Here is a 19092-nt window from a genome sequence, read left to right on the forward strand (position 1 = left end):
ACATGGTAACACTTCGTCTGAGGGTTCATCGTCAGAACGTGGAGCGGGTGCGCCGGTATGTGGACAGCATCGAGGCGACGGACGAAGAGGGGGCCGTTTCTCTGGATGATTTCTTTGCCGGCCATTTCCCCGGAGAGACGAAACCCGCCGTCAGTCTGCGTGGCGCCCGTGGCAAGGAAGAGCTTACCCAGCGGCAGCTTGCAGAGATGACCGGAATCCCTCAGCGCCATATCTCCGAGATGGAAAACGGCAAGCGGCCCATTGGCAAGGAAGCGGCCAAGAAGCTGGCGAAGGCCCTGAACGTCGATTACCGGGTGTTCCTGTGACTATTGATACCGGCTGCTCGAATCGAGCCCGGTCCGGAAGCCCTGCTTTCTGGTGACGGTGCCCGGATAGCGGGGGCGGATACCCCGCAGGAAGGGGTCGGTGCGGAGTTCATTCTGGATGAAGGCGATGTCGGCGGCATCGAGGCCCAGGGCCGCGCCGACCAGCTGGTCCAGATCGTTCAGGCGGGCGGCCATCTCCGCTTCCAGCCTGGTTTCGTGATGGTCACCGATGACCCTCTCCCAGGCGTCCCGCTCCGCTTCCGCCACCGGAATCGGGAGGTTGAGGATGTTCCCCTTGGTGAGGCTCTCCCCTTCGCGCTGGGCAAGGGCCATGGCCAGCCCCTCCGCCAGGTCCCGGCGGGTCAGTTCCAGCCACTCCAGCAGGCTACCGGAAAAATAGACCTGAACTTCGTCCGGCTGTCGCTCGTCCACCCGCGGTCCGGCGATCTCCACCTCGTACTCGGGGTGGTCGAAGCATTCGGCCCAGAAGATGCGGGCGTCCGTGTCCTCGCGCAGATGATCCTTGAGGGTGGGGAGCGCCAGGTCCCGTAGGGCGTCCCGCAGCGCCTCCCGGGCCTGGAAGCGCCGGTGGCAGGCCTCCGTCAGCGGCTGCCGCAGGGCCTCGATCTCCTCCTCCACATCCTTCAGGGCATCGCTCCAGGGCATCACCGCCAGGTTGGTCGGGTAGACGTCGCTGCGCAGGGTCCGCAGAATCCCCATCCGGGCGGCGATGGCGTAGAAGAAGACATGGATGTCGGAGAGGAAGTAGAGGTCGAAGGGGAAGTTCACCAGGTCGGGCCGGGGGAAGAAGAGGGTGGCCGTGTCGGTGAAGGCCGCCCGGGCCGGGTCGAAGGCCACGGCGTTGACGCAGTGGGCTACGCGGGCGACGGCATACCCATGGGGCGGAAGTAACTCCTGCATCGACCAGAGGGAGTTGTCACTGATGCCGTTCAGGTCCACGTCCACCTCCACCGGGTCCCCCTGGAGCTCGGCGGCAATGATGTTTTCCCCCTTGTAGACTATGTGACCGCCGGGCACGTAGCTCTTCTGGTTCCTGAAAACAACGCCCCGGGTCAGCATCTGCCGCTCGGCCCAGTTGTGGAGGTCTGCCTCGGGGGGGCGCTCGTCGGTCACCTTCCCCTTGGCCCCCTTGCTCCGCCCCTGCCAGTAGGTCTTGGCGGCATCCCGCATGGTGCCGCACCGCCACAGCTTCTTGATCACCGCCAGCCGCTCCGGGGTGAGGCGGGTCATGATCCGGCCGTCGGGGGTGAAGAGGTCGGCATAGGGGATATGCTGCTCCGGCAGTCCCTCAAGGTCGAAGGAGGGCAATGCTCCGCCCGCTTCCCGCCGCACGCAGTCGTGGCTTGCCAGGCGGAGCGAAACGACGTCGTCCGCCGTTGCCGGCCGGTTCTCGATGATGATGATGGCGGGAAGGACATCGGCATCGAATACCTGTTTGTAGATGATCTCCAGGTCGATGATCTCGCGGATGGTCCACCGGCCGCCGATCCGGAAGAGCCGTCGCAGTTCCTCGGTCTCGTTGGCGTCAAAGAGGGAGACCGGGATGATGAAGCCCAGTTTCCCGCCGTTCCCCTCCCCGTCGGCCGGTCGGCACCAGTCGTTCAGGGCCTTGTAGATGAAGAGGGTGTAGGCGTTGCGTCTGGCGGAAATCCCCCGGTGGGTGTCGGTCCCCCGCTCGAAATCGGCGATGGTGACGTCGTCCAGCTCCTGGGCGCTCCGCTCGGCCCGCACGTAGGGGGGATTGCCGATGACGGCGTCGTAGACGGGCTGGGAGATCTCGCCGAACCGCTCCAGCATGGTCATCTGGTTGAGGGAGACCAGGGAGTTGACCTTGCCGGTGACCATGATGTCGGGGAATCCGTGGCGCTCTACCTCCTGCCGCATGCCGAGCACCTGCCACAGGAGCTGGATCTGGGCCAGGATGGAGGAGAAGGTGTTGAGGTCGTTGCCGGCGATCCTCCTGAGGGTGTCCAGGGCGTCGCAGTATTCGGCGGCACCCCGCTCGATGTCGTTCCCCACCATGGCCCGGTACGCCTCGATCAGAAACGTTCCCGAGCCGCAGGCGGGGTCCAGCACGCGGCTGCCGCGGCCGATGTCGACACGCTTGATGATGTAGCGGGCGATGGAGGGGGGCGTGTAGAACTCCCCCAGCTTCTTGCGCTGGGTCCGGTCCATGAAGCGGTCATAGATGCCGGTGAGGATGTCACCCCTGACGGTGGTGAAATCGTACCGCGAAAGCTGGTACATGGCCCATTCGATGGCGTTGGAGAGGGCCTGGTCGCTGATGCCGAGGACCCAGTCCAGCTCGGTTTCGTCGAAGGCGGCGGCGTAGAGGCGGCTGGCGTGGCGGTAGGCCTCCTCCAGCAGCCGGGTGTAGCTGGCGTGGAAATACTCCCGCATCTTCTGGAACGCCTCGACCCCGCCGTTGCAGACGTACTTCAGGTCGCCGAAGAAGCCGTTGTCCTCGAAAAAGCGGAGCAGCAGGATACGGGCAAGGATCAGGTTGGCGGTCTCGATGCTGAAGAGCTCGGCGACGTTCTTGTCTTCCGCTCCGGTCCTCGCCTGGAAGCTGGGGAGGCCGTCCAGGGCCAGCCGGGCGATGTGGGGCGATTTCTTGAACTCGTTGCGCAGGGCCAGGGCGTCCTTGTGGTGCTGGCGGGTGGCGTCGGGCCCCTGGGGGTTCGCTTCGATGGTCAGCAGGTGGGGGTTGAAGAGCCATTTCCCCTTGTCCCGCTCCCGTTCCTTGTACCGTTCGCCGAACTCGTCGGCCATGGCCCGGTAGCGCTCGATTTCCGGACGCGCCTTCTCCAGGGTGTTGCGGGTCGCGTTCTGCAGGTGGGCGGTCACCTCCCTCACACTGTCGAAGAACCGTTTCCGGGTGACCCGGTAACGGTTCAGCTCCCGCTGGGTCGCCGTGGCGGGATCGGGCTTGGTGAGCTTCTCGCACGCGATGAGGCGGGTGTCGCCCCCCCGGAACCGCTTGAGCTGATTGGGGACACCGGCGGCGGAGTGTCTGAGGAGCTCCAGGCGCTGCACGAAATCATGCTTGGTAAGTCCCTCCAGGCGGACCTCGATGTCGTTGGTGACCGCAAAATCGTTGCCGGTCACCTGACGGGCAATGATCGCCGCCGGCTCCACCATGACGAACCAGGCGGTGTTGGTGCCGATGTACTTGGACTTCTTGCTGAAGATCTCCTCGCGGCTCCTGGTGTTGACGAAGCAGCCCCGCTCGTCCTTGGCCTCCACCACGATCCAGTCGATTTTGACCTGCTTTCCCTTCCCGTCGTACAACCCCGACGGAGCACGGGCGGTGACGTCGGGGCGCCCCCCTTCGCCTGCAGTGTCGATATCCACATCAGCCGCGGGGTACCCCAACACATGGATGAAGAGGTCCCGGATGGGGCCGTACATGGAGGCTTCCTTGCCCCGATGGGTTTCACGCAGCTTCTGGATGGTTGCGTCGAAGGAGAATGAGGCCATTGTGGTGTCCCTGTAGACGAAGTGAGCGGATAAACAAAAAGGGGCGAGGTCATAAGACCCAACCCCTTTGCTTGTGCCTGGAGCCACCTGCCGGAATCGAACCGGCGACCTACTGATTACGAATCAGTTGCTCTACCATCTGAGCTAAGGTGGCGAATGAGGTGAAAATAAATAGCGTACTTTGTCCGTCAAGTCAACGGCTAATCGGCCGCTCAGTGGCCGGCGGCACGTTGCTTTTCCATGGCGTCGTCCATGACTTTGTAGGCGCAGAACTCGCCGCACATGGTGCAGGCGCCGTGCTCGGCAACACCCGATTCGGCCCGCAGCCGCCGGGCCTTCTCCGGGTCGAGGGAGAGGTTGAACTGCCCCTCCCAGTCGAGCTTCTTGCGGCACTTGGCCATGGCGATGTCCTTCTCCATGGCCCCCTTGACCCCCTTGGCGATGTCGGCGGCGTGGGCCGCGATGCGGGAGGCGATGACCCCCTCGCGGACGTCTTCGACGCTCGGCAGGCGCAGGTGCTCGCTGGGGGTCACGTAGCAGAGGAAGTCGGCGCCGGCCGAGGCGGCGATGGCCCCGCCGATGGCGCAGGTGATGTGGTCATAGCCCGGGGCGATGTCGGTGACCAGGGGGCCCAGGACATAGAAGGGCGCCCCGTGGCAGAGCCGCTTCTGGAGGAGGATGTTGGCCTCGATCTGGTTGAGGGGGACATGGCCCGGCCCCTCGATCATCACCTGGACCCCGGCGGCCTGGGCCCGCTGGGTCAGTTCGCCCAGGATGATCAGCTCATGGATCTGGGCCCGGTCGGTGGCGTCGGCCAGGCAGCCGGGTCGGAAGCCATCACCCAGGGAAAGGGTCATGTCGTACTCTTTCGTGATTTCCAGGAGCCGGTCGAAGTGCTCGAAGAGGGGGTTCTCGCAGTTGTTGTAGGCCATCCACTCCACGGTGAAGGCGCCCCCCCGGGAAACCACGTCCATGAGCCGTCCTTCGTTCTTCATTCGCTCCACGGTGGAGCGGGTCACGCCGCAGTGGACGGTGATGAAGTCGACGCCATCCTCGGCGTGCTTGATGATCCCCTCGAAGATGTCGTCCACGGTCATGTCGACGATGGCCTTCTTCTTGGTGCGGACCGCGTCCAGGGCCGCCTGGTAGAGGGGGACGCTTCCGATGCAGGCGCTGGTCTCGGCGATGATGGCGCGGCGGATATCGTCGACGGGGCCGCCGGTGGAGAGGTCCATGATGGCGTCGGCGCCGTGGTGCACTGCAACGCGGGCCTTTTCCAGCTCCTTGGAAATGTCGGTGTCGTCGGCCGAGGTGCCGATGTTGGCGTTCACCTTGGTGCGGAGCCCTTTCCCCACGGCCAGGGGGCGGCCGTTGCCGTGCTTGATGTTGTGGCAGATGATGATGGTGCCGACGGCGATGCCGTCGCGGATGAATTCGGGGGAGACCCCTTCAGCCAGGGCGGCTTCCTTCATCTTGTCGGTGATGATCCCCTGGCGGGCATATTCCAGTTGTGTCGTAGCCATGTGCTGATACTCCTTGGTTTGAATGAACGAAACGTTTTACCGGTCCCCGGTCTCCGGTCCCCGGTCCCTTACTTCCTCCGCGGCAAGGAGGTGGTTCACCGGCCCGTGTCCCCGCCCCAGGGGCTGGCCCAGGCGGATTGCCGCGGTGACGAACTCCTTGGCCCGGCCGATGGCCTCCCGAAGCGGCTCGCCCTGCGCCAGGAAGGTGGCGATGGCCGAGGCGTAGGTGCAGCCGGTCCCGTGGGTGTTCTTGCTGAGGATGCGGGGGGCGGTGAAGCGGTGGAAGGCGGAGCCGTCGAAAAGGATGTCGACCGCATCGCCGGCCACCAGATGCCCTCCCTTGACGAGGACGTTGCGGGCACCGAGCCGATAGAGTCGCCGGGCAGCCTCCTGCATTCCCTCTTCGTCGGCGATGGTGAGGCCCGTAAGCCGTTCCGCCTCGGGGATGTTGGGGGTGAGAAGGTAGGTGCGGGGCATGAGCCGGTCCTTGAGGGTCGTGATGGCCCCCCGGTCGATGAGGGGGGCGCCCCCCTTGGCGATCATGACCGGGTCCACCACCACGATCCGTTTCCGGTACTCGGCCAGCTTGTCGGCCACGGTGGCGATGATCTCGGCGGAAAAGAGCATGCCGGTCTTCACCGTGTCCACGGGGATGTCGGACAGGACCGCGTCGAGCTGTTCGGCCACGAAGGAAGGGGGGACGCCGTGGATGCCGGAGACCCCGCGGGTATTCTGGGCGGTGAGGGCGGTGATGACCGACGAGCCATAGCTCCCCAGCAGGGTCACGGTCTTGAGGTCGGCCTGAATGCCGGCCCCGCCCCCCGAGTCGCTTCCCGCCACGGTGAGGACTGCCCCCCGGGGATGGGCCACGCGCCGGTTGAAGAGAAGCCCCATCTCCATGGCCGCCAGGGTGGGATCAGGATGGGAAAGGACCGTCGAGATGACCGCCAGGGCGTCGGCTCCGGCATCAACCACTCGCGGGCCATTGTCGCGGGTGATGCCGCCGATGGCGACGATGGGGATCGTGATCTGGTTGCGGATGGCGGCAAGGGACTCAGGCCCGACCAGGTGCTCGATATCTTTGCTCCGGGTGGGGAACATGGCGCCGAAGCCGATGTAGTCCGCCCCCGCGGCCTGGGCAGCCAGGGCTTCCTCCAGGCTGTGGGTGGAGACGCCGATGAGCTTGCCCTGGCCCAGTTCCCGCCGGGCGGCGCGGGGATCGCCGTCCTCCTGCCCCAGATGGAGGCCGTCGGCCTTGAGCTGTTTCGCCAGCTCCAGGTCGTCGTTGACGATGAAGATCACCCCCCGGCGGCGGCAGAGTTCCTGGAGCTCCTCGCCGAGGGCGAAGCGTTTCCCCCGGTCCCGGTCCTTGTTCCGGTACTGGACGATGCGGGCGCCGCCGTCGATGGCCGCATCGACCCGCTCCAGGAGGCGGTCGCCCTGGTCGGTGACCAGGTACAGCCCCCGGATGGCCGAGTGCTGCTTGTCACGGCTTACGACGAGCCGGAGCGTGTGGCCGTTGCTGCTCATGGATGAATAAATCTCCCAAACAAAAAAACCGTGACAGTGGTCACGGTCCCAGAACTCAACGAAGGTAACGAGGTCTCTGGCCGCTTCCCTACGCCGGCATTACCCGGATCAGGTGGTAAGGGTTCGGGCGGGGCCCGTCTCAGTTCTCGAAGAACTCCCCCAGCAGGCTGTTTTTTGCAGACAAAGCTAACTGAATTTTCCCGTTAAGTCAATGGATTTAACCCATTGACCCCATGAGGTTTTCATCTTTACACCACCGGCGGGAAGTGGTAGGAAAAGGGGCATGGACAGCCGCCCCACCATAGCCGAGATCGACCTTGCCGCCCTGCGCCACAACTTCGCCCTGGTGCAGCGCTCCATCCCCGCCGGATGCGGGATCCTTGCGGTGGTGAAGGCCGACGCCTACGGCCACGGCTTCATGGACATCTCCCGGGAGTTGGAATCCCTGGGGGTGACCGCCTTCGGCGTGGCGTTCCTGGCCGAGGGGATCCAGCTCCGCAAGAGCGGCATCGACCGGCCGGTGGTGATCCTTGGCGGGGTCTACCCAGGGCAGGAGCGCAAGTGCGTCGGCTTCAACCTCTCCACCGCCGTCTTTTCCATCGAACAGGCGCGGGCCCTGAACGACACCGCTTCCCGCCTCTACCGCAAGGCGAAGATCCACGTGAAGATCGACTCCGGCATGGGGCGGCTCGGAATCGCCGCCGCCGAAGCCCCCGTCTTTTTCCGGGAACTGCGGGAGATGCGCTCCGTGGAACTGGAGGGGATCATCTCCCACTTCGCCTCCGCCGACGAACTGGACGAGGACGGGCGCCGCTACTCGGAGCGCCAGGCCGCCACCTTTGCCCAGGCCGTTGCCGAGGCCCGCTCCCTGGGGCTTGACCCCCGCTACGTCCATATCGCCAACAGCGCCGCCGCCTTCGGCATGGAGCTCCCCTTCTGCAACCTGGTCCGGCCCGGCATCGTCCTCTACGGGGCCCTTCCGTCCGGGGACTTCGAGGGGAAGATGGACCTTCGCCCCATCATGCGGCTGCGGAGCACCGTGGCGATGCTGAAATGGGTGGAGCCCGGCACGAGCATCAGCTACGCCCGCCGCTACACGGCCCCTGACCGGCGCCTCATCGCCAGCGTTCCCGTGGGATACGCCGACGGCTACAGCCGGGCCTTGACCAACAAGGGGGAGGTCCTCATCCGGGGGAAGCGGGCCCCGGTGGTGGGGACCGTCTGCATGGACTGGATCATGGTGGACGTGACCTCAATTTCCGACGTGGCCGTGGGGGACGAGGTGACGCTCCTGGGCTGCGACCGGCAGGGGAACTGCGTGCGGGCCGAGGAGCTGGCCGCCCGGGCCGGCACCATCCCCTACGAAATCTTCTGCGGTATCAGCAAGCGGGTGCCGCGGATATACCTCAACGCGACCCGGTGACTATGATGATCAAGCTGACATCTCTCGTTAAAGCAGCCGGCTGAGCGGCCAAACTGGGCCCGGCGGGCCTGGAGGACGCACTGAGCGGCATCCTGGGTAAGGGGGACGACCCGAACCTCCTCGTGGGGCCGGAGACTGCCGACGACGCGGGGGTCTACCGGATAGGGGAGGGGCTTGCCCTGGTGGAGACGGTGGATATCATCACGCCGCTGGTGGACGATCCGTTCACCTTCGGGCGGATCGCGGCGGCCAACGCCCTTTCCGACGTCTACGCCATGGGAGGGCGGCCGGTGACCGCCATGAACCTGGCCTTCTTCCCGGCCTGCACCCTGCCGGGCCAGGTCCTGGCCGACATCATGGCCGGCGGCCTCGACGCGGTGCGGGAGGCGGGTGCCTGTCTCGTGGGGGGGCACACGGTGGAGGACCATGAACTGAAGTATGGTCTCTCGGTCACCGGACTCATCAGCCCTTCGCGGGTGGTTCGCAACAGCACGGCCCGCCCCGGCGACCGGCTCCTCCTCACCAAGCCCCTGGGGACGGGTATCGTCTCCACGGCCATCAAGGCCGACATGGTCTCCGCTGCCGTTGTGGACGAGGCAATCCGCTGGATGACGGAGTTGAATGCGGCCGCGGCAGGGCTCATGCTCGAGTGCGAGGCGTCCGCCTGCACCGACGTGACCGGCTTCGGCCTGGTGGGTCATGCCTGCGAGATGGCCCGGGGAGCCGGCGTGACCCTCGAAATTGCCCTCGACGCCGTCCCGCTCATGGGGGGAGTCATGGAGCTGGTGGCCGACGGCCTCGTGCCGGCCGGCTGCTACCGCAACCGTGACCACTACGCCCCCTTCGTTTCCCTTCCTTCAGCAGCGGGAGACCGGCTCATCCCCCTCTTCGATCCCCAGACCTCTGGCGGGCTCCTCATTGCCCTTGCGCCAAAGTCCGCCGACTGCTTCCTCTCCGCGGCCGGTGACCGGGGGCTCTTCGCCGTCGCCGTGGGGGAGATTCTCCCCCAAGGGGAGCATGCCGTTGCCATCGTCTAATCGGCTCGCCATCGCCGTTGATCTCGGCACTACGACCCTTGCCGCTTCCCTCGTCGACACGGTCACCGGCGAGCGCCTTGCTGTGGCCGGCAGCCTCAATCCCCAGCGGGAGTTCGGCGCCGACGTGGTCTCGCGTCTCGACGCCGCCTGCCGCTCTGGAGATGCCCGGCACCGGATGGCCGAACTGGTCCGCAGGGAGATCCGCCGTCTCGCCGACGAGCTTTTGGTGAGCGCCGGGAAGCTCCCGGAGCATCTTGTCACTATCGCGGTGGCCGGCAATCCCGCCATGGAGCACCTCTTTCTTGACCTGCTGCTCACCTCCCTCGCCTTCCCTCCGTACCGCCCCCTTTTCACCGCCGGGAGAACCGTTGCCGCCGCCGAAGTCGGCTGGGATCTGCCGGCCGAGGTGTTTCTCTTTCCCCTCCCTGGCGGCTTCGTGGGCGGTGATACGGTCGCTTTCCTTCATGGTGTTGCCAATCTCCGGTCTTCAGTCACCGATCCCTGTCTTTACCTCGATATGGGAACCAACGGCGAGATTGCCCTGGCGGTGGGCGACAGGCTCCTCGCCACATCCGCCGCCGCCGGTCCCGCCTTCGAGGGGGGAAACCTGGCGTGCGGCATGGCAGCCCTCCCCGGCGCCATCAGCGGCGTGGCCCTGGAAGGGGAGCGGCTGGTCCTCACCACCATAGGGGGGAAGCCTGCGACCGGTATCTGCGGCTCCGGTGTCCTTGCGACGATCGCGCTCCTCCTCGATAAGGGGATCATCGACCCCACCGGCCGGCTCCTGCCGCCGGAGGAGATCCCGTCGAGCCTCGGTAACCGGGTGACGGTCAGGGGAGGTGAGCCGGCCTTCGTGCTCCATCGTGACGCGAAGAGGACAGTATGGCTCTCCCAGGAGGACATCCGCCAAGTGCAGCTGGCCAAGGGGGCGATCCGGGCCGGGATGGAGGTTCTCTTCGACCGGGCCGGCATCGGAAGCGGGGATGTGGGGAGCGTGGTCCTGACCGGCTCATTCGGCGCTGTTCTCGATCCGGCCAGCCTAAAAAGCCTTGGAGTCTTCACGGAAAACATGGTACAAACGACGAGTTTCGTCCGGGAGGGGGCACTGTGCGGCGTCGAGCGCGCGCTCCTTGCTCCCGGGGGGCTTGCGGCGGTTGACCTTCTTGCCGGAACGATCCGCGTCATACCGCTTTCCGGCACCCCCGCCTTCGAGAAGCACTTTCTGCAGCACATCAATTTCCCGCATACAATCTGACTGATCCACCATTCAATATTTAAGGAGTGACCCATGGCAAAGATTACCCGTGCGCTTATCAGCCTTTCCGACAAGACCGGCATCGTGGAGTTCGCCAAGGAGCTGGCCGGCTACGGCGTCGAGATCCTCTCCACCGGCGGCACCGCCAAACTGCTGCGGGACGCCGGCCTGACGGTGAAGGACGTCTCCGAGCACACCGGCTTCCCCGAAATGCTCGACGGCCGGGTGAAGACCCTCCATCCGAAGGTCCACGGGGGGCTCCTGGGGATGCGCTCCAATCCGGAGCACGTGGCCACCATGAAGGAGCACGGCATCCTCCCCATCGACATGGTGGTGGTGAACCTCTACCCCTTCGAGGCCACCGTGGCCAACCCCGCCTGCACCCTTGAGGACGCCATCGAGAACATCGACATCGGCGGCCCCACCATGCTCCGTTCCGCGGCCAAGAACAACGCCGACGTGACGGTCATCGTGGACCCGGCCGACTACCGGACGGTCCTTGACGAGATGAAGGCATCCGGCGGATCAGTCGCGAAAGAGACCAACTTCCGCCTGGCGGTGAAGGTCTACCAGCACACTGCCGCCTACGACGGCGCCATCTCCAACTGGCTCGGCGCCCGGACCGGCGAGGGAGTCGCCGCCTATTCCGACACCATAACCCTTCAATTCAGGAAGGCCCAGGAGATGCGCTACGGCGAGAACCCCCACCAGTCGGCCGCCTTCTACGTGGAGCGGCAGGTGCAGGAGGCGTCGGTGGCCACGGCGCGCCAGCTCCAGGGAAAGGAGCTTTCCTACAACAATATCGGTGACACCGATGCGGCCCTGGAGTGCGTGAAGCAGTTCAGCGAGGGGCCCGCCTGCGTCATCGTGAAGCACGCGAACCCCTGCGGCGTGGCCATCGGCAAGAGCCTCCTGGAGGCCTACGACCGGGCCTACGCCACCGACCCCGAGTCCGCCTTCGGCGGCATCATCGCCTTCAACGGCGAGCTCGACCCCGAGACGGCCAGGGCCATCTGTGACCGCCAGTTCGTGGAAGTGATCATCGCCCCTAAAGTTTCTCCGGGGGCCGTGGAGGTGGTGGCGGCCAAGAAGAACGTCCGGCTCCTGGAGTGCGGCATGTGGCTCGCCCAGCCGGCCCAGCGCCTCGACTTCAAGCGGGTGAACGGCGGGCTCCTGGTTCAGGACACCGACCTGGCCCTCTCGGCCGAGTTGAAGGTGGTGTCGAAGTGCCAGCCCACGGAGCAGGAGATGATCGACCTCCAGTTCGCCTGGCGGGTGGCCAAGTTCGTGAAGTCCAACGCCATCGTCTACGGCAAGGACGGCATGACCATCGGCGTGGGAGCCGGCCAGATGAGCCGGGTCAACTCGGCCCGCATCGCCGCTATCAAGGCGGAGCACGCGGGGCTTCAGGTGCAGGGGGCGGTCATGGCCTCCGATGCGTTCTTCCCCTTCCGCGACGGCATCGACAATGCCGCCGCCGTGGGGATCACGGCGGTCATCCAGCCGGGCGGGAGCATGCGCGACGCCGAGGTGATCGCCGCTGCCGACGAGCACGGCATGGCCATGGTCTTTACGGGGATGCGGCATTTCAGACACTGATTCGAGGAGAGTATCCATGAAAGTTCTTGTTGTTGGCGGTGGAGGGCGGGAGCATGCCCTCGTTTGGAAAATCGCCCAGTCCCCCCTGGTTGAAAAGGTCTACTGCGCCCCGGGGAACCCCGGCATCGGCACCATTGCCGAGAACGTCCCCCTGGCGGTGGATGACCTCCCCGGGCTTCTCGCCTTTGCCAGGGAGAGGGAAATCGGCCTGACGGTGGTGGGGCCGGAGCTTCCCCTTTCCCTCGGGATCGTGGATCTCTTCGAGGAGCACGGCCTTCTGATCTTCGGTGCCCGGAGGAACGCGGCCATCATCGAGGCGAGCAAGGCATTCTCCAAGGATCTCATGAAGAAGTACGGCGTCCCCACGGCCGCCTACGACGTCTTCACCGAGGTGGAGCCGGCCGTCGCCTTCATCGACAAGGTCGGAATCCCCATCGTCATCAAGGCCGACGGGCTCGCCGCCGGCAAGGGGGTCATCATTGCCCAGACCCGCGACGAGGCGGTGGCAACGGTGAACGACATGCTCTCCGGCAACGCCTTCGGCTCAGCCGGTTCCCGGGTGGTGATCGAGGAGTTCCTCGTGGGGGAGGAGGCGTCGTTCCTTGCCTTCACCGACGGCAAGCAGATCATTCCCCTGGCCAGCGCCCAAGACCACAAGGCGGTCTTCGACGGCGACCAGGGGCCCAACACCGGCGGCATGGGGGCTTATTCGCCCGCACCGGTGGTTACCCCCGCTATCCACGAATTCGCCATGACCGAGGTGATGCGCCGGACCGTGGACGGCATGGCGGCCGAGGGGCGCCCCTACCGGGGGGTCCTCTACGCGGGGCTCATGATCAACGCCGGCGACGTGAAGGTGCTGGAGTTCAATGCCCGCTTCGGCGATCCCGAATGCCAGCCGCTCCTCATGCGGATGAAGTCGGACATTGTGCCGGTGCTCCTCGGCGTGGCGAAGGGTGACCTGTCGGGAGTCGCCATCGAGTGGCATGACAAGGCGGCCGTCTGTGTCGTCATGGCTGCTGGGGGGTATCCGGGCGACTACCGGAAGGGGGACGAGATCCGGGGGCTCGACTCAGCCGCCGCCATTGAGGACCTCTACGTATTTCATGCCGGCACCGCAGCGAAGGACGGGACGGTCGTTACCGCGGGGGGGCGGGTGCTGGGGGTTACCGGCCTCGGAACTACCGTGAAGGAAGCCATCGACCGGACCTACCAGGGGGTCGGCAGGATCTGCTGGGACGGGGTCCAGTTCCGCAAGGATATCGGGGCCAAGGCCCTGAAACGGTAAAGGAGGATATTTCGTGAACGGTCCACAGGTACTTATCGTCATGGGGAGCGATTCGGACATCTCCATCATGGAAGAGGCGGCGAAGGTTCTTGACGAGTTCGGCGTGACGTGGGAGATGCGTGTCGCCTCGGCCCACCGCTCGCCCAAGAAGGCAGGGGCACTGGCCTCTGGCGCCGCGGACAGAGGGGTCAAGGCAATCATTGCGGGCGCCGGCATGGCTGCCCATCTGGCAGGGGTAATTGCCGCGGATACGGTTCTGCCGGTAATCGCCGTGCCGATCCCCGGCGGGGCCCTCAACGGCGTCGATGCCCTCTATGCCATGGTCCAGATGCCGGGGGGAATACCCGTTGCCACCATGGCCATCGGCAAGGCCGGGGCCAAGAATGCGGGACTTCTGGCCACGCAGATCATCGCCCTCGGCGACCCTTCGCTCACCGTGAAGCTCCATGCCCATAAGCAGGCCATGGCAGATGAGGTGGAGGCAAAAGACAAGGCCCTTCAGGAACGGCTGGGGAGGGGTTAGTTGTAGTACATTAAGTGTCGGTAATTGCAGGGGTTGCGGTCTCGCGGTATACGGATTTCCCCTTGACAAACCGGAGCGCTCCTGTATATGTTTTTGGCGTTTTTTACCAATTCATCAAAGCAATAGGGGGTACACCAATGAAAAGAATCATCGCTGCTCTCGCCCTGTCCGTCTTCTGCGCCGGCCTTGCCATTGCCGCCGACGACATCGCCTTCAAGGCCAAGAACGGGGATGTGAAGTTCCCGCACAAGAAGCACCAGCAAGTGGTGGGCGACTGTAAGAAGTGCCACGAGAAGGGCCCGGGCAAGATCGAGGGCTTTGGCAAGGACTGGGCCCATGGTGCCAAGGGTTGCAAAGGCTGCCATGAGACGATGAAGAAGGGGCCGACCAAGTGCGGCGACTGCCACAAGAAGTAATGTCGTAACCAAACGGCATTGATGCAGTAACGGAAAGGGGTAACAAGATTTTGTTATCCCTTTTTCTTGTGGTGATTTTGCATGAGAAAAAATTAAATATTTGTTTTTTTACGCGATCTTTGCTTATAATGAAAAACGTCCGCGAGGACATTTTTTTTGACAAAAATCCATGGAAATCCGGGAGTGTTACGTTGACAACCAGCAATCGCGGCTTTTTACAGGCCCTGTGGGATTTCTTTTGTTCTCTCAAGCTCGCCATCTTTCTTCTCATCATGCTGGCGACCACGTCGATCATCGGTACGGTCATTCCGCAGGGGACTCCCCCCCCCGAATATCTGCAGACCATCAGCGATGGCAAGCACAAGATTTATCAGGCCCTCGGCTTTTTCGACATGTACCACTCCTGGTGGTTCATCCTGCTCCTCTATCTCTTTACGGTCAACATCGTGGCTTGCTCCATCAAGCGTCTGCCGCGGGTCTGGAAGGTGATCTCCGAGCCGACCCTGGTCATGGATGACAACTTCGAGAAGACCCTAGGCCTTACCCACGACTTCAAGATGAACGGCGATGCGGCATCGCTTCGGGACAAGATGACGGCGTTTCTCAAGGGGGAGTTCGCCGAGCCGGTGGTAACCGAGCGGGAAGGCGAGTTCCACCTCTTCGCCCAGAAGACTCCCTACAGCAGGCTCGGGGTTTATGTGGTCCACCTGAGCATCATAGTCATCTTCATCGGCGCCCTCCTGGGCTCGTTCTTCGGGTACAAGGCCTACGTCAACATCGTCGAGGGGACCGGCACGTCGGTCGTCTACAGCCGCTCCGGCCAGAAGCCCATTGAGCTGGGCTTCACCGTCCGGTGCGAGGACTTCGCGGTGACGTTCTACGACACCGGTGCCCCCAAGGAGTTCAAGAGCCTCCTGACCGTCATCGACGGCGGCCAGGTGGTGGTCGACAAGCGGCCGATCATCGTCAACGATCCGCTCACCTACAAGGGAATCACCTTCTACCAGTCGAGCTATGGCCCGGCGGGCGAAGGGGGGCTCTATCACTTCACCGTCCGCGAGCGCAAGGGTGGCGCGCCGGTGAAGCTCTCGCTCCACCAGGGGGAGCGGAAGCTCCTCCCCGACGGCTCCTCCATGCAGGTCCTGGAGGCTGCCCAGGAGGTGAGCCAGTTCGTTCCCCAGTTCCGGGGAGCGGCTGCGCGCATCGAGGTGACCCCCAAGGGGGGCGGAGAGCCCCAGGCCTTCATCGTGTTCCAGAATTACCCCGAGTTCGACGCGCAACGGGGTGCCGATCTGATCTTCACCTACGACGGGTCCGACGAGAAGATGTTCACCGGGCTCCAGGTGGCCAAGGACCCGGGGGTCTGGGTCGTCTGGACCGGCTGTTCCCTCATGGTCATCGGCTGCTGCATGGCGTTTTTCATGTCCCACAAGAGGGTCTGGATCCGGGTGCGCAAGGGACACGTCACCCTTGGCGGCAGCGCGAACAAGAACCAGCCGGGCTTCCAGCTTGCCTTCGACGCGCTGGTCGACAAACTGAAACAACAGTAACAGGGCGGAGGACCACTCAATGACCAGTTCCATGCTGTTCAATATCGCAACCTTTTCCTATCTGATCTCCATGCTCGCCTTCTTTACGTTCCTGGCGGTGAAGAGCAAACATGTGGGACTTGCCGGGAGCCTCGCTTCCTACTTTGGGTTCATCGTCCATACGGCAGCGATCCTGCTCCGGTGGAAGGAGTCCTACGACATGGGGATGGGGCATGCCCCCCTGTCGAACCTCTACGAGTCGGTGGTCTTCTTTGCCTGGACCATCATCCTCATTTTCGGGATCATCGACCTGAAGTACAAGTACCGGGTCGTGGGCGCCTTCGTGGTCCCCTTTGCCCTGCTTGGAATGGCCTGGGCGCAGCTGGGGATGGAAAGCGGCATCCAGCCGCTGGTGCCTGCCCTCCAGAGCAACTGGCTCCTCTATCATGTCATTACCTGCTTCCTGGGCTATGCTGCCTTCGCGGTGGCCTGCGGCATCTCCATCATGTACCTGATCAAGGCGGGGAAGGAGGATTCGGCTGGCACTACACAGGCCGGGGGCATCATTTCCATGTTCCCCTCGATCAAGATCCTCGACGACCTGAACTACAAGGCTATTATCATCGGATTTCCGCTCCTCACCCTCGGCATCATTACCGGGGCCGCCTGGGCCAACTACGCCTGGGGCACCTACTGGAGCTGGGACCCGAAGGAAACATGGTCCCTCATCGTCTGGTTTATCTACGCGGCCTTTCTCCACGCCCGCTTCACCCGCGGGTGGGTCGGCAAGAAGGCTGCCGTTCTCTCCATTGTAGGCTTCGCGGCAACAATCTTCTGCTACCTTGGGGTCAACCTCCTCCTCTCCGGTCTCCACAGTTACGGTGGCGGGGGGTAGCATCCCATCGGGAACCGATTCCTGTAACCCGGCCCGCGGCATTCCGCAGGCCGGGTTTTTTGTGTCGCGCGGTGGGGCGGCAGTCATTTTGCATATCTAGCGAGGCGTGGGTTTTCATCCCTTGGAAACTTCATTGAGAGCGTTTCCCGGAGCCGAGCTGACGATTCTATGACATCTTCCCCACTATTCCTATCCCTGAGCATGGTCGCTTTCTGGCTTCTGCTGGTGCCGGGCTTTGCAGCCGCCTCTCCCTTGCCGGGTGTGCCCGACGGCTGTGGTACCCGCTGCCACAAAAGCAAGGTGCGGGAGGAGTTCGTGCATGGGCCCGTGGGTTCCGACGACTGTATCGCCTGCCATAACCCCACCGGACTGGAACACCCAAAGCAGCGCGGAGCCTTTCGGCTGGCCGCCGAAGGGGCTAAACTGTGTGAAGTCTGCCACGAGAGCAAGGCGACCAGGAAGGTGGTCCATCCCCCCGTTGCCTCCGGTGGATGCCTCGATTGTCATGATGTTCACCAGTCTCCCTTCCGGATGATGCTCAAGGCCGAAGGCGCGGAGCTCTGTTTCCGCTGTCACGAGGCGGAGAAGTTAAAGGCAATGCATCGGCATGCGCCGGTGGCAGAAGGCTCCTGCCTCGGGTGCCACGATCCCCATCAGTCCGACAACCGTGCGCTCCTCCGGGGGAGTGGTGCCGGGCTCTGCTTTATCTGCCACGACAAAAAAATGACACAGGGTGTGTCAATTCACAGGCCGGTGGCTGAGGGTGGGTGCACCGACTGCCACGCCCCCCACGGCTCGTCCTTTCCCGGGATTCTGAAAAACGCGTTTCCGGCGCCATTCTATCTTCCCTACGCCCAGGAGAACTTTGCCCTCTGCTTCGACTGCCACACAAAGGAATTGGCTCAGGACCGGCGCACCGACACCATTACCGGGTTCCGCAATGGCGACCACAACCTGCACCATCTCCACATCAACAAGGCTGACAAGGGGCGTTCGTGCAAGACGTGTCATGACCCTCATGCTGCCCGGCAGGCACGGCTCATCAAGGAGAGGATTCCCGGCTTCGGGAGTTGGGAGATTCCCATCCGTTACACCAAGACTGATACCGGCGGTACCTGCGTGGCAGGGTGCCATAAGCCCAAATCCTACGACCGGCTCCGTGCGGTCAGAAATCCGTAGTTGATGTGATGGAGGAACCATGTCCCGCAGGGGGATAATCGCAATAATGGCCGCAGTGCTGATCGGTGCGGCCACAACGGCTTTCGGTGCGGTCACCTTCATCTACCCTGCGCCGAATACCTGGGTCGAGCGCTCCAACCACCTGATCCTCAAGCTGAACAGCGCCGAGATTACCGGGGTCAGAATCGGGGTGAACGGGGTTGCCGGCGATCTTCTGGTGGTCGGCTCGCCCGAGTATCGCCGGGCGTTTCAGGATATCCTCATCGTCCAGCCGGTATGGGACCGGGGGCGCAACGAAGTAACTGTCGAAACCTTCATCGGCAACAACCGGGCAGAGTCGGTCCAGGCCCAGATCTACTTCGCGCCCCATGGCGACCAGACGACCGTTCCCCCCGAGTTCAAGCCGTACCTGTTTCACCTCCCCGAGCTGGAGGCGCGATGTGTCGGGTGCCACATCATGGAGCCCACGCCGGCCCAGCTTCTGAGCACCCTGGCCAAGGAAAACCCCTGCATCGGGTGCCACCGGAAGATGCTCGACGTGAAATTTGTCCACGGCCCGGCGGGCACCTACTCCTGCGTCTATTGCCACAAGGAGAAGGCCACCCCGCGATACGCGGTAACCAAGCGGGAGGCGGCCCTCTGCAACGAGTGTCACGGGGACAAGGCGGCGGAGTTCGCCAAGCGGAAGTACATCCACGGCCCCATTGCCGGGGGGATGTGCGAGGTCTGCCATGATTCCCATGGCAGCGCCAATTACGCCCAGCTGAAGGCCCCCATCAACGAGCTCTGCCTGTCGTGCCACGAGTCCATCAAGAAAACCCCCCACGTGGTGCGCACCACCAGCGGCGCAGGGCACCCGGTGAGTGGCGTCAAGGACCCGTCGGCACCAAAGACCGGCCGGGAGATGTCGTGCATCTCATGCCATAACCCCCATGCCGCGGATGTGCGGTATTTCTTCGTTAATAACGCCGAAGACCGGATGATGCTCTGTCAGATGTGTCATAACAAATAGAATAGAGACTGGGGACCGAGGATGACGGACCAGCAAAACCTTCATAAGGTGAAAAG

15 protein-coding genes, 1 tRNA gene and 1 riboswitch are annotated in these 19092 nt (G+C 63.8%); of the genes, 12 read left to right on the forward strand and 4 right to left on the reverse strand.

Features of this window, described 5'->3' with window-relative positions; translation table 11 throughout:
- The first annotated feature begins 2 nt into the window (after nt 1–2).
- Entirely contained in the window at nt 3–326 is a 324-nt protein-coding gene (locus RCH91_RS08415; protein ID WP_306534185.1) for a helix-turn-helix transcriptional regulator, read from the forward strand.
- On the opposite strand, the gene RCH91_RS08420 is transcribed toward RCH91_RS08415, so the two are convergent.
- The 4 genes from RCH91_RS08420 to thiD form a co-directional block, all read right to left on the reverse strand.
- Entirely contained in the window at nt 327–3827 is a 3501-nt protein-coding gene (locus tag RCH91_RS08420; RefSeq protein WP_306534186.1) for a class I SAM-dependent DNA methyltransferase, read from the reverse strand. It abuts the gene before it with no gap.
- Between the two features lie 78 nt (nt 3828–3905).
- Nucleotides 3906–3981 (reverse strand) — tRNA-Thr (locus tag RCH91_RS08425).
- A gap of 58 nt (nt 3982–4039) precedes the next feature.
- Nucleotides 4040–5350, reverse strand: a complete 1311-nt coding sequence (gene thiC, locus RCH91_RS08430) for a phosphomethylpyrimidine synthase ThiC (RefSeq protein WP_306534187.1) — start codon at nt 5348–5350, stop codon at nt 4040–4042.
- A gap of 36 nt (nt 5351–5386) precedes the next feature.
- Entirely contained in the window at nt 5387–6880 is a 1494-nt protein-coding gene (thiD, locus tag RCH91_RS08435) for a bifunctional hydroxymethylpyrimidine kinase/phosphomethylpyrimidine kinase (protein WP_306534188.1), read from the reverse strand.
- A gap of 68 nt (nt 6881–6948) precedes the next feature.
- Nucleotides 6949–7051: riboswitch (TPP riboswitch) on the reverse strand.
- 112 nt (nt 7052–7163) lie between these two features.
- On the opposite strand from thiD, the gene alr reads away from it, so the two are divergent.
- From alr to RCH91_RS08490, 11 genes are all read left to right on the forward strand, one after another.
- Nucleotides 7164–8303: an alanine racemase gene (gene alr, locus RCH91_RS08440; protein WP_306534189.1), complete on the forward strand. Its 1140-nt coding sequence runs from the start codon at nt 7164–7166 to the stop codon at nt 8301–8303.
- A gap of 5 nt (nt 8304–8308) precedes the next feature.
- Nucleotides 8309–9340 carry a selenide, water dikinase SelD gene (selD, locus tag RCH91_RS08445; RefSeq protein ID WP_306534190.1) on the forward strand — a complete coding sequence of 344 codons (1032 nt, stop codon included), beginning with the start codon at nt 8309–8311 and terminating at the stop codon, nt 9338–9340.
- The gene (locus RCH91_RS08450) at nt 9327–10595 is read left to right on the forward strand and encodes an ASKHA domain-containing protein (RefSeq protein WP_373694375.1); all 1269 of its coding nucleotides are present in this window, start codon (nt 9327–9329) and stop codon (nt 10593–10595) included. The genes selD and RCH91_RS08450 overlap by 14 nt, the downstream gene beginning before the upstream one ends.
- A gap of 33 nt (nt 10596–10628) precedes the next feature.
- Nucleotides 10629–12194 carry a bifunctional phosphoribosylaminoimidazolecarboxamide formyltransferase/IMP cyclohydrolase gene (gene purH / locus RCH91_RS08455; RefSeq protein ID WP_306534192.1) on the forward strand — a complete coding sequence of 522 codons (1566 nt, stop codon included), beginning with the start codon at nt 10629–10631 and terminating at the stop codon, nt 12192–12194.
- Nucleotides 12195–12210: 16 nt separating this feature from the next.
- Nucleotides 12211–13482, forward strand: coding sequence for a phosphoribosylamine--glycine ligase (gene purD, locus RCH91_RS08460; protein WP_306534193.1), 1272 nt, complete (start codon nt 12211–12213; stop codon nt 13480–13482).
- A 13-nt stretch (nt 13483–13495) separates the two neighbouring features.
- The gene (purE, locus tag RCH91_RS08465; RefSeq protein ID WP_306534194.1) at nt 13496–14005 is read left to right on the forward strand and encodes a 5-(carboxyamino)imidazole ribonucleotide mutase; all 510 of its coding nucleotides are present in this window, start codon (nt 13496–13498) and stop codon (nt 14003–14005) included.
- Between the two features lie 137 nt (nt 14006–14142).
- Nucleotides 14143–14421 (forward strand): cytochrome c7, encoded by a 279-nt coding sequence (locus RCH91_RS08470; protein ID WP_306534195.1) that lies wholly within the window; start codon nt 14143–14145, stop codon nt 14419–14421.
- Between the two features lie 191 nt (nt 14422–14612).
- Nucleotides 14613–15971 carry a cytochrome c biogenesis protein ResB gene (locus RCH91_RS08475; protein ID WP_306534196.1) on the forward strand — a complete coding sequence of 453 codons (1359 nt, stop codon included), beginning with the start codon at nt 14613–14615 and terminating at the stop codon, nt 15969–15971.
- Nucleotides 15972–15990: 19 nt separating this feature from the next.
- Nucleotides 15991–16845 carry a c-type cytochrome biogenesis protein CcsB gene (gene ccsB / locus RCH91_RS08480; protein ID WP_306534197.1) on the forward strand — a complete coding sequence of 285 codons (855 nt, stop codon included), beginning with the start codon at nt 15991–15993 and terminating at the stop codon, nt 16843–16845.
- Nucleotides 16846–17046: 201 nt separating this feature from the next.
- The gene (locus RCH91_RS08485) at nt 17047–18024 is read left to right on the forward strand and encodes a cytochrome c3 family protein (protein ID WP_306534198.1); all 978 of its coding nucleotides are present in this window, start codon (nt 17047–17049) and stop codon (nt 18022–18024) included.
- Nucleotides 18025–18043: 19 nt separating this feature from the next.
- Complete coding sequence (locus RCH91_RS08490) at nt 18044–19036, forward strand: cytochrome c3 family protein (protein WP_306534199.1); 993 nt, start codon at nt 18044–18046, stop codon at nt 19034–19036.
- Nucleotides 19037–19092 lie beyond the last annotated feature (56 nt).

Source organism: Geobacter sp., from assembly GCF_030834625.1.
In the GTDB taxonomy this organism is placed as follows: Bacteria; Desulfobacterota; Desulfuromonadia; order Geobacterales; family Geobacteraceae; genus Geobacter.

What these genes read in the sequence shown, in the direction of transcription:
- purD (WP_306534193.1), top strand. Translation starts at nt 12,211, where the DNA reads ATGAAAGTTCTTGTTGTTGGCGGTGGAGGGCGGGAGCATGCCCTCGTT.
- thiD (WP_306534188.1), bottom strand. Translation starts at nt 6,880, where the DNA reads ATGAGCAGCAACGGCCACACGCTCCGGCTCGTCGTAAGCCGTGACAAG.
- alr (WP_306534189.1), top strand. Translation starts at nt 7,164, where the DNA reads ATGGACAGCCGCCCCACCATAGCCGAGATCGACCTTGCCGCCCTGCGC.
- RCH91_RS08470 (WP_306534195.1), top strand. Translation starts at nt 14,143, where the DNA reads ATGAAAAGAATCATCGCTGCTCTCGCCCTGTCCGTCTTCTGCGCCGGC.
- purH (WP_306534192.1), top strand. Translation starts at nt 10,629, where the DNA reads ATGGCAAAGATTACCCGTGCGCTTATCAGCCTTTCCGACAAGACCGGC.
- RCH91_RS08420 (WP_306534186.1), bottom strand. Translation starts at nt 3,827, where the DNA reads ATGGCCTCATTCTCCTTCGACGCAACCATCCAGAAGCTGCGTGAAACC.
- RCH91_RS08415 (WP_306534185.1), top strand. Translation starts at nt 3, where the DNA reads ATGGTAACACTTCGTCTGAGGGTTCATCGTCAGAACGTGGAGCGGGTG.
- ccsB (WP_306534197.1), top strand. Translation starts at nt 15,991, where the DNA reads ATGACCAGTTCCATGCTGTTCAATATCGCAACCTTTTCCTATCTGATC.
- thiC (WP_306534187.1), bottom strand. Translation starts at nt 5,350, where the DNA reads ATGGCTACGACACAACTGGAATATGCCCGCCAGGGGATCATCACCGAC.
- RCH91_RS08485 (WP_306534198.1), top strand. Translation starts at nt 17,047, where the DNA reads ATGGTCGCTTTCTGGCTTCTGCTGGTGCCGGGCTTTGCAGCCGCCTCT.
- RCH91_RS08490 (WP_306534199.1), top strand. Translation starts at nt 18,044, where the DNA reads ATGTCCCGCAGGGGGATAATCGCAATAATGGCCGCAGTGCTGATCGGT.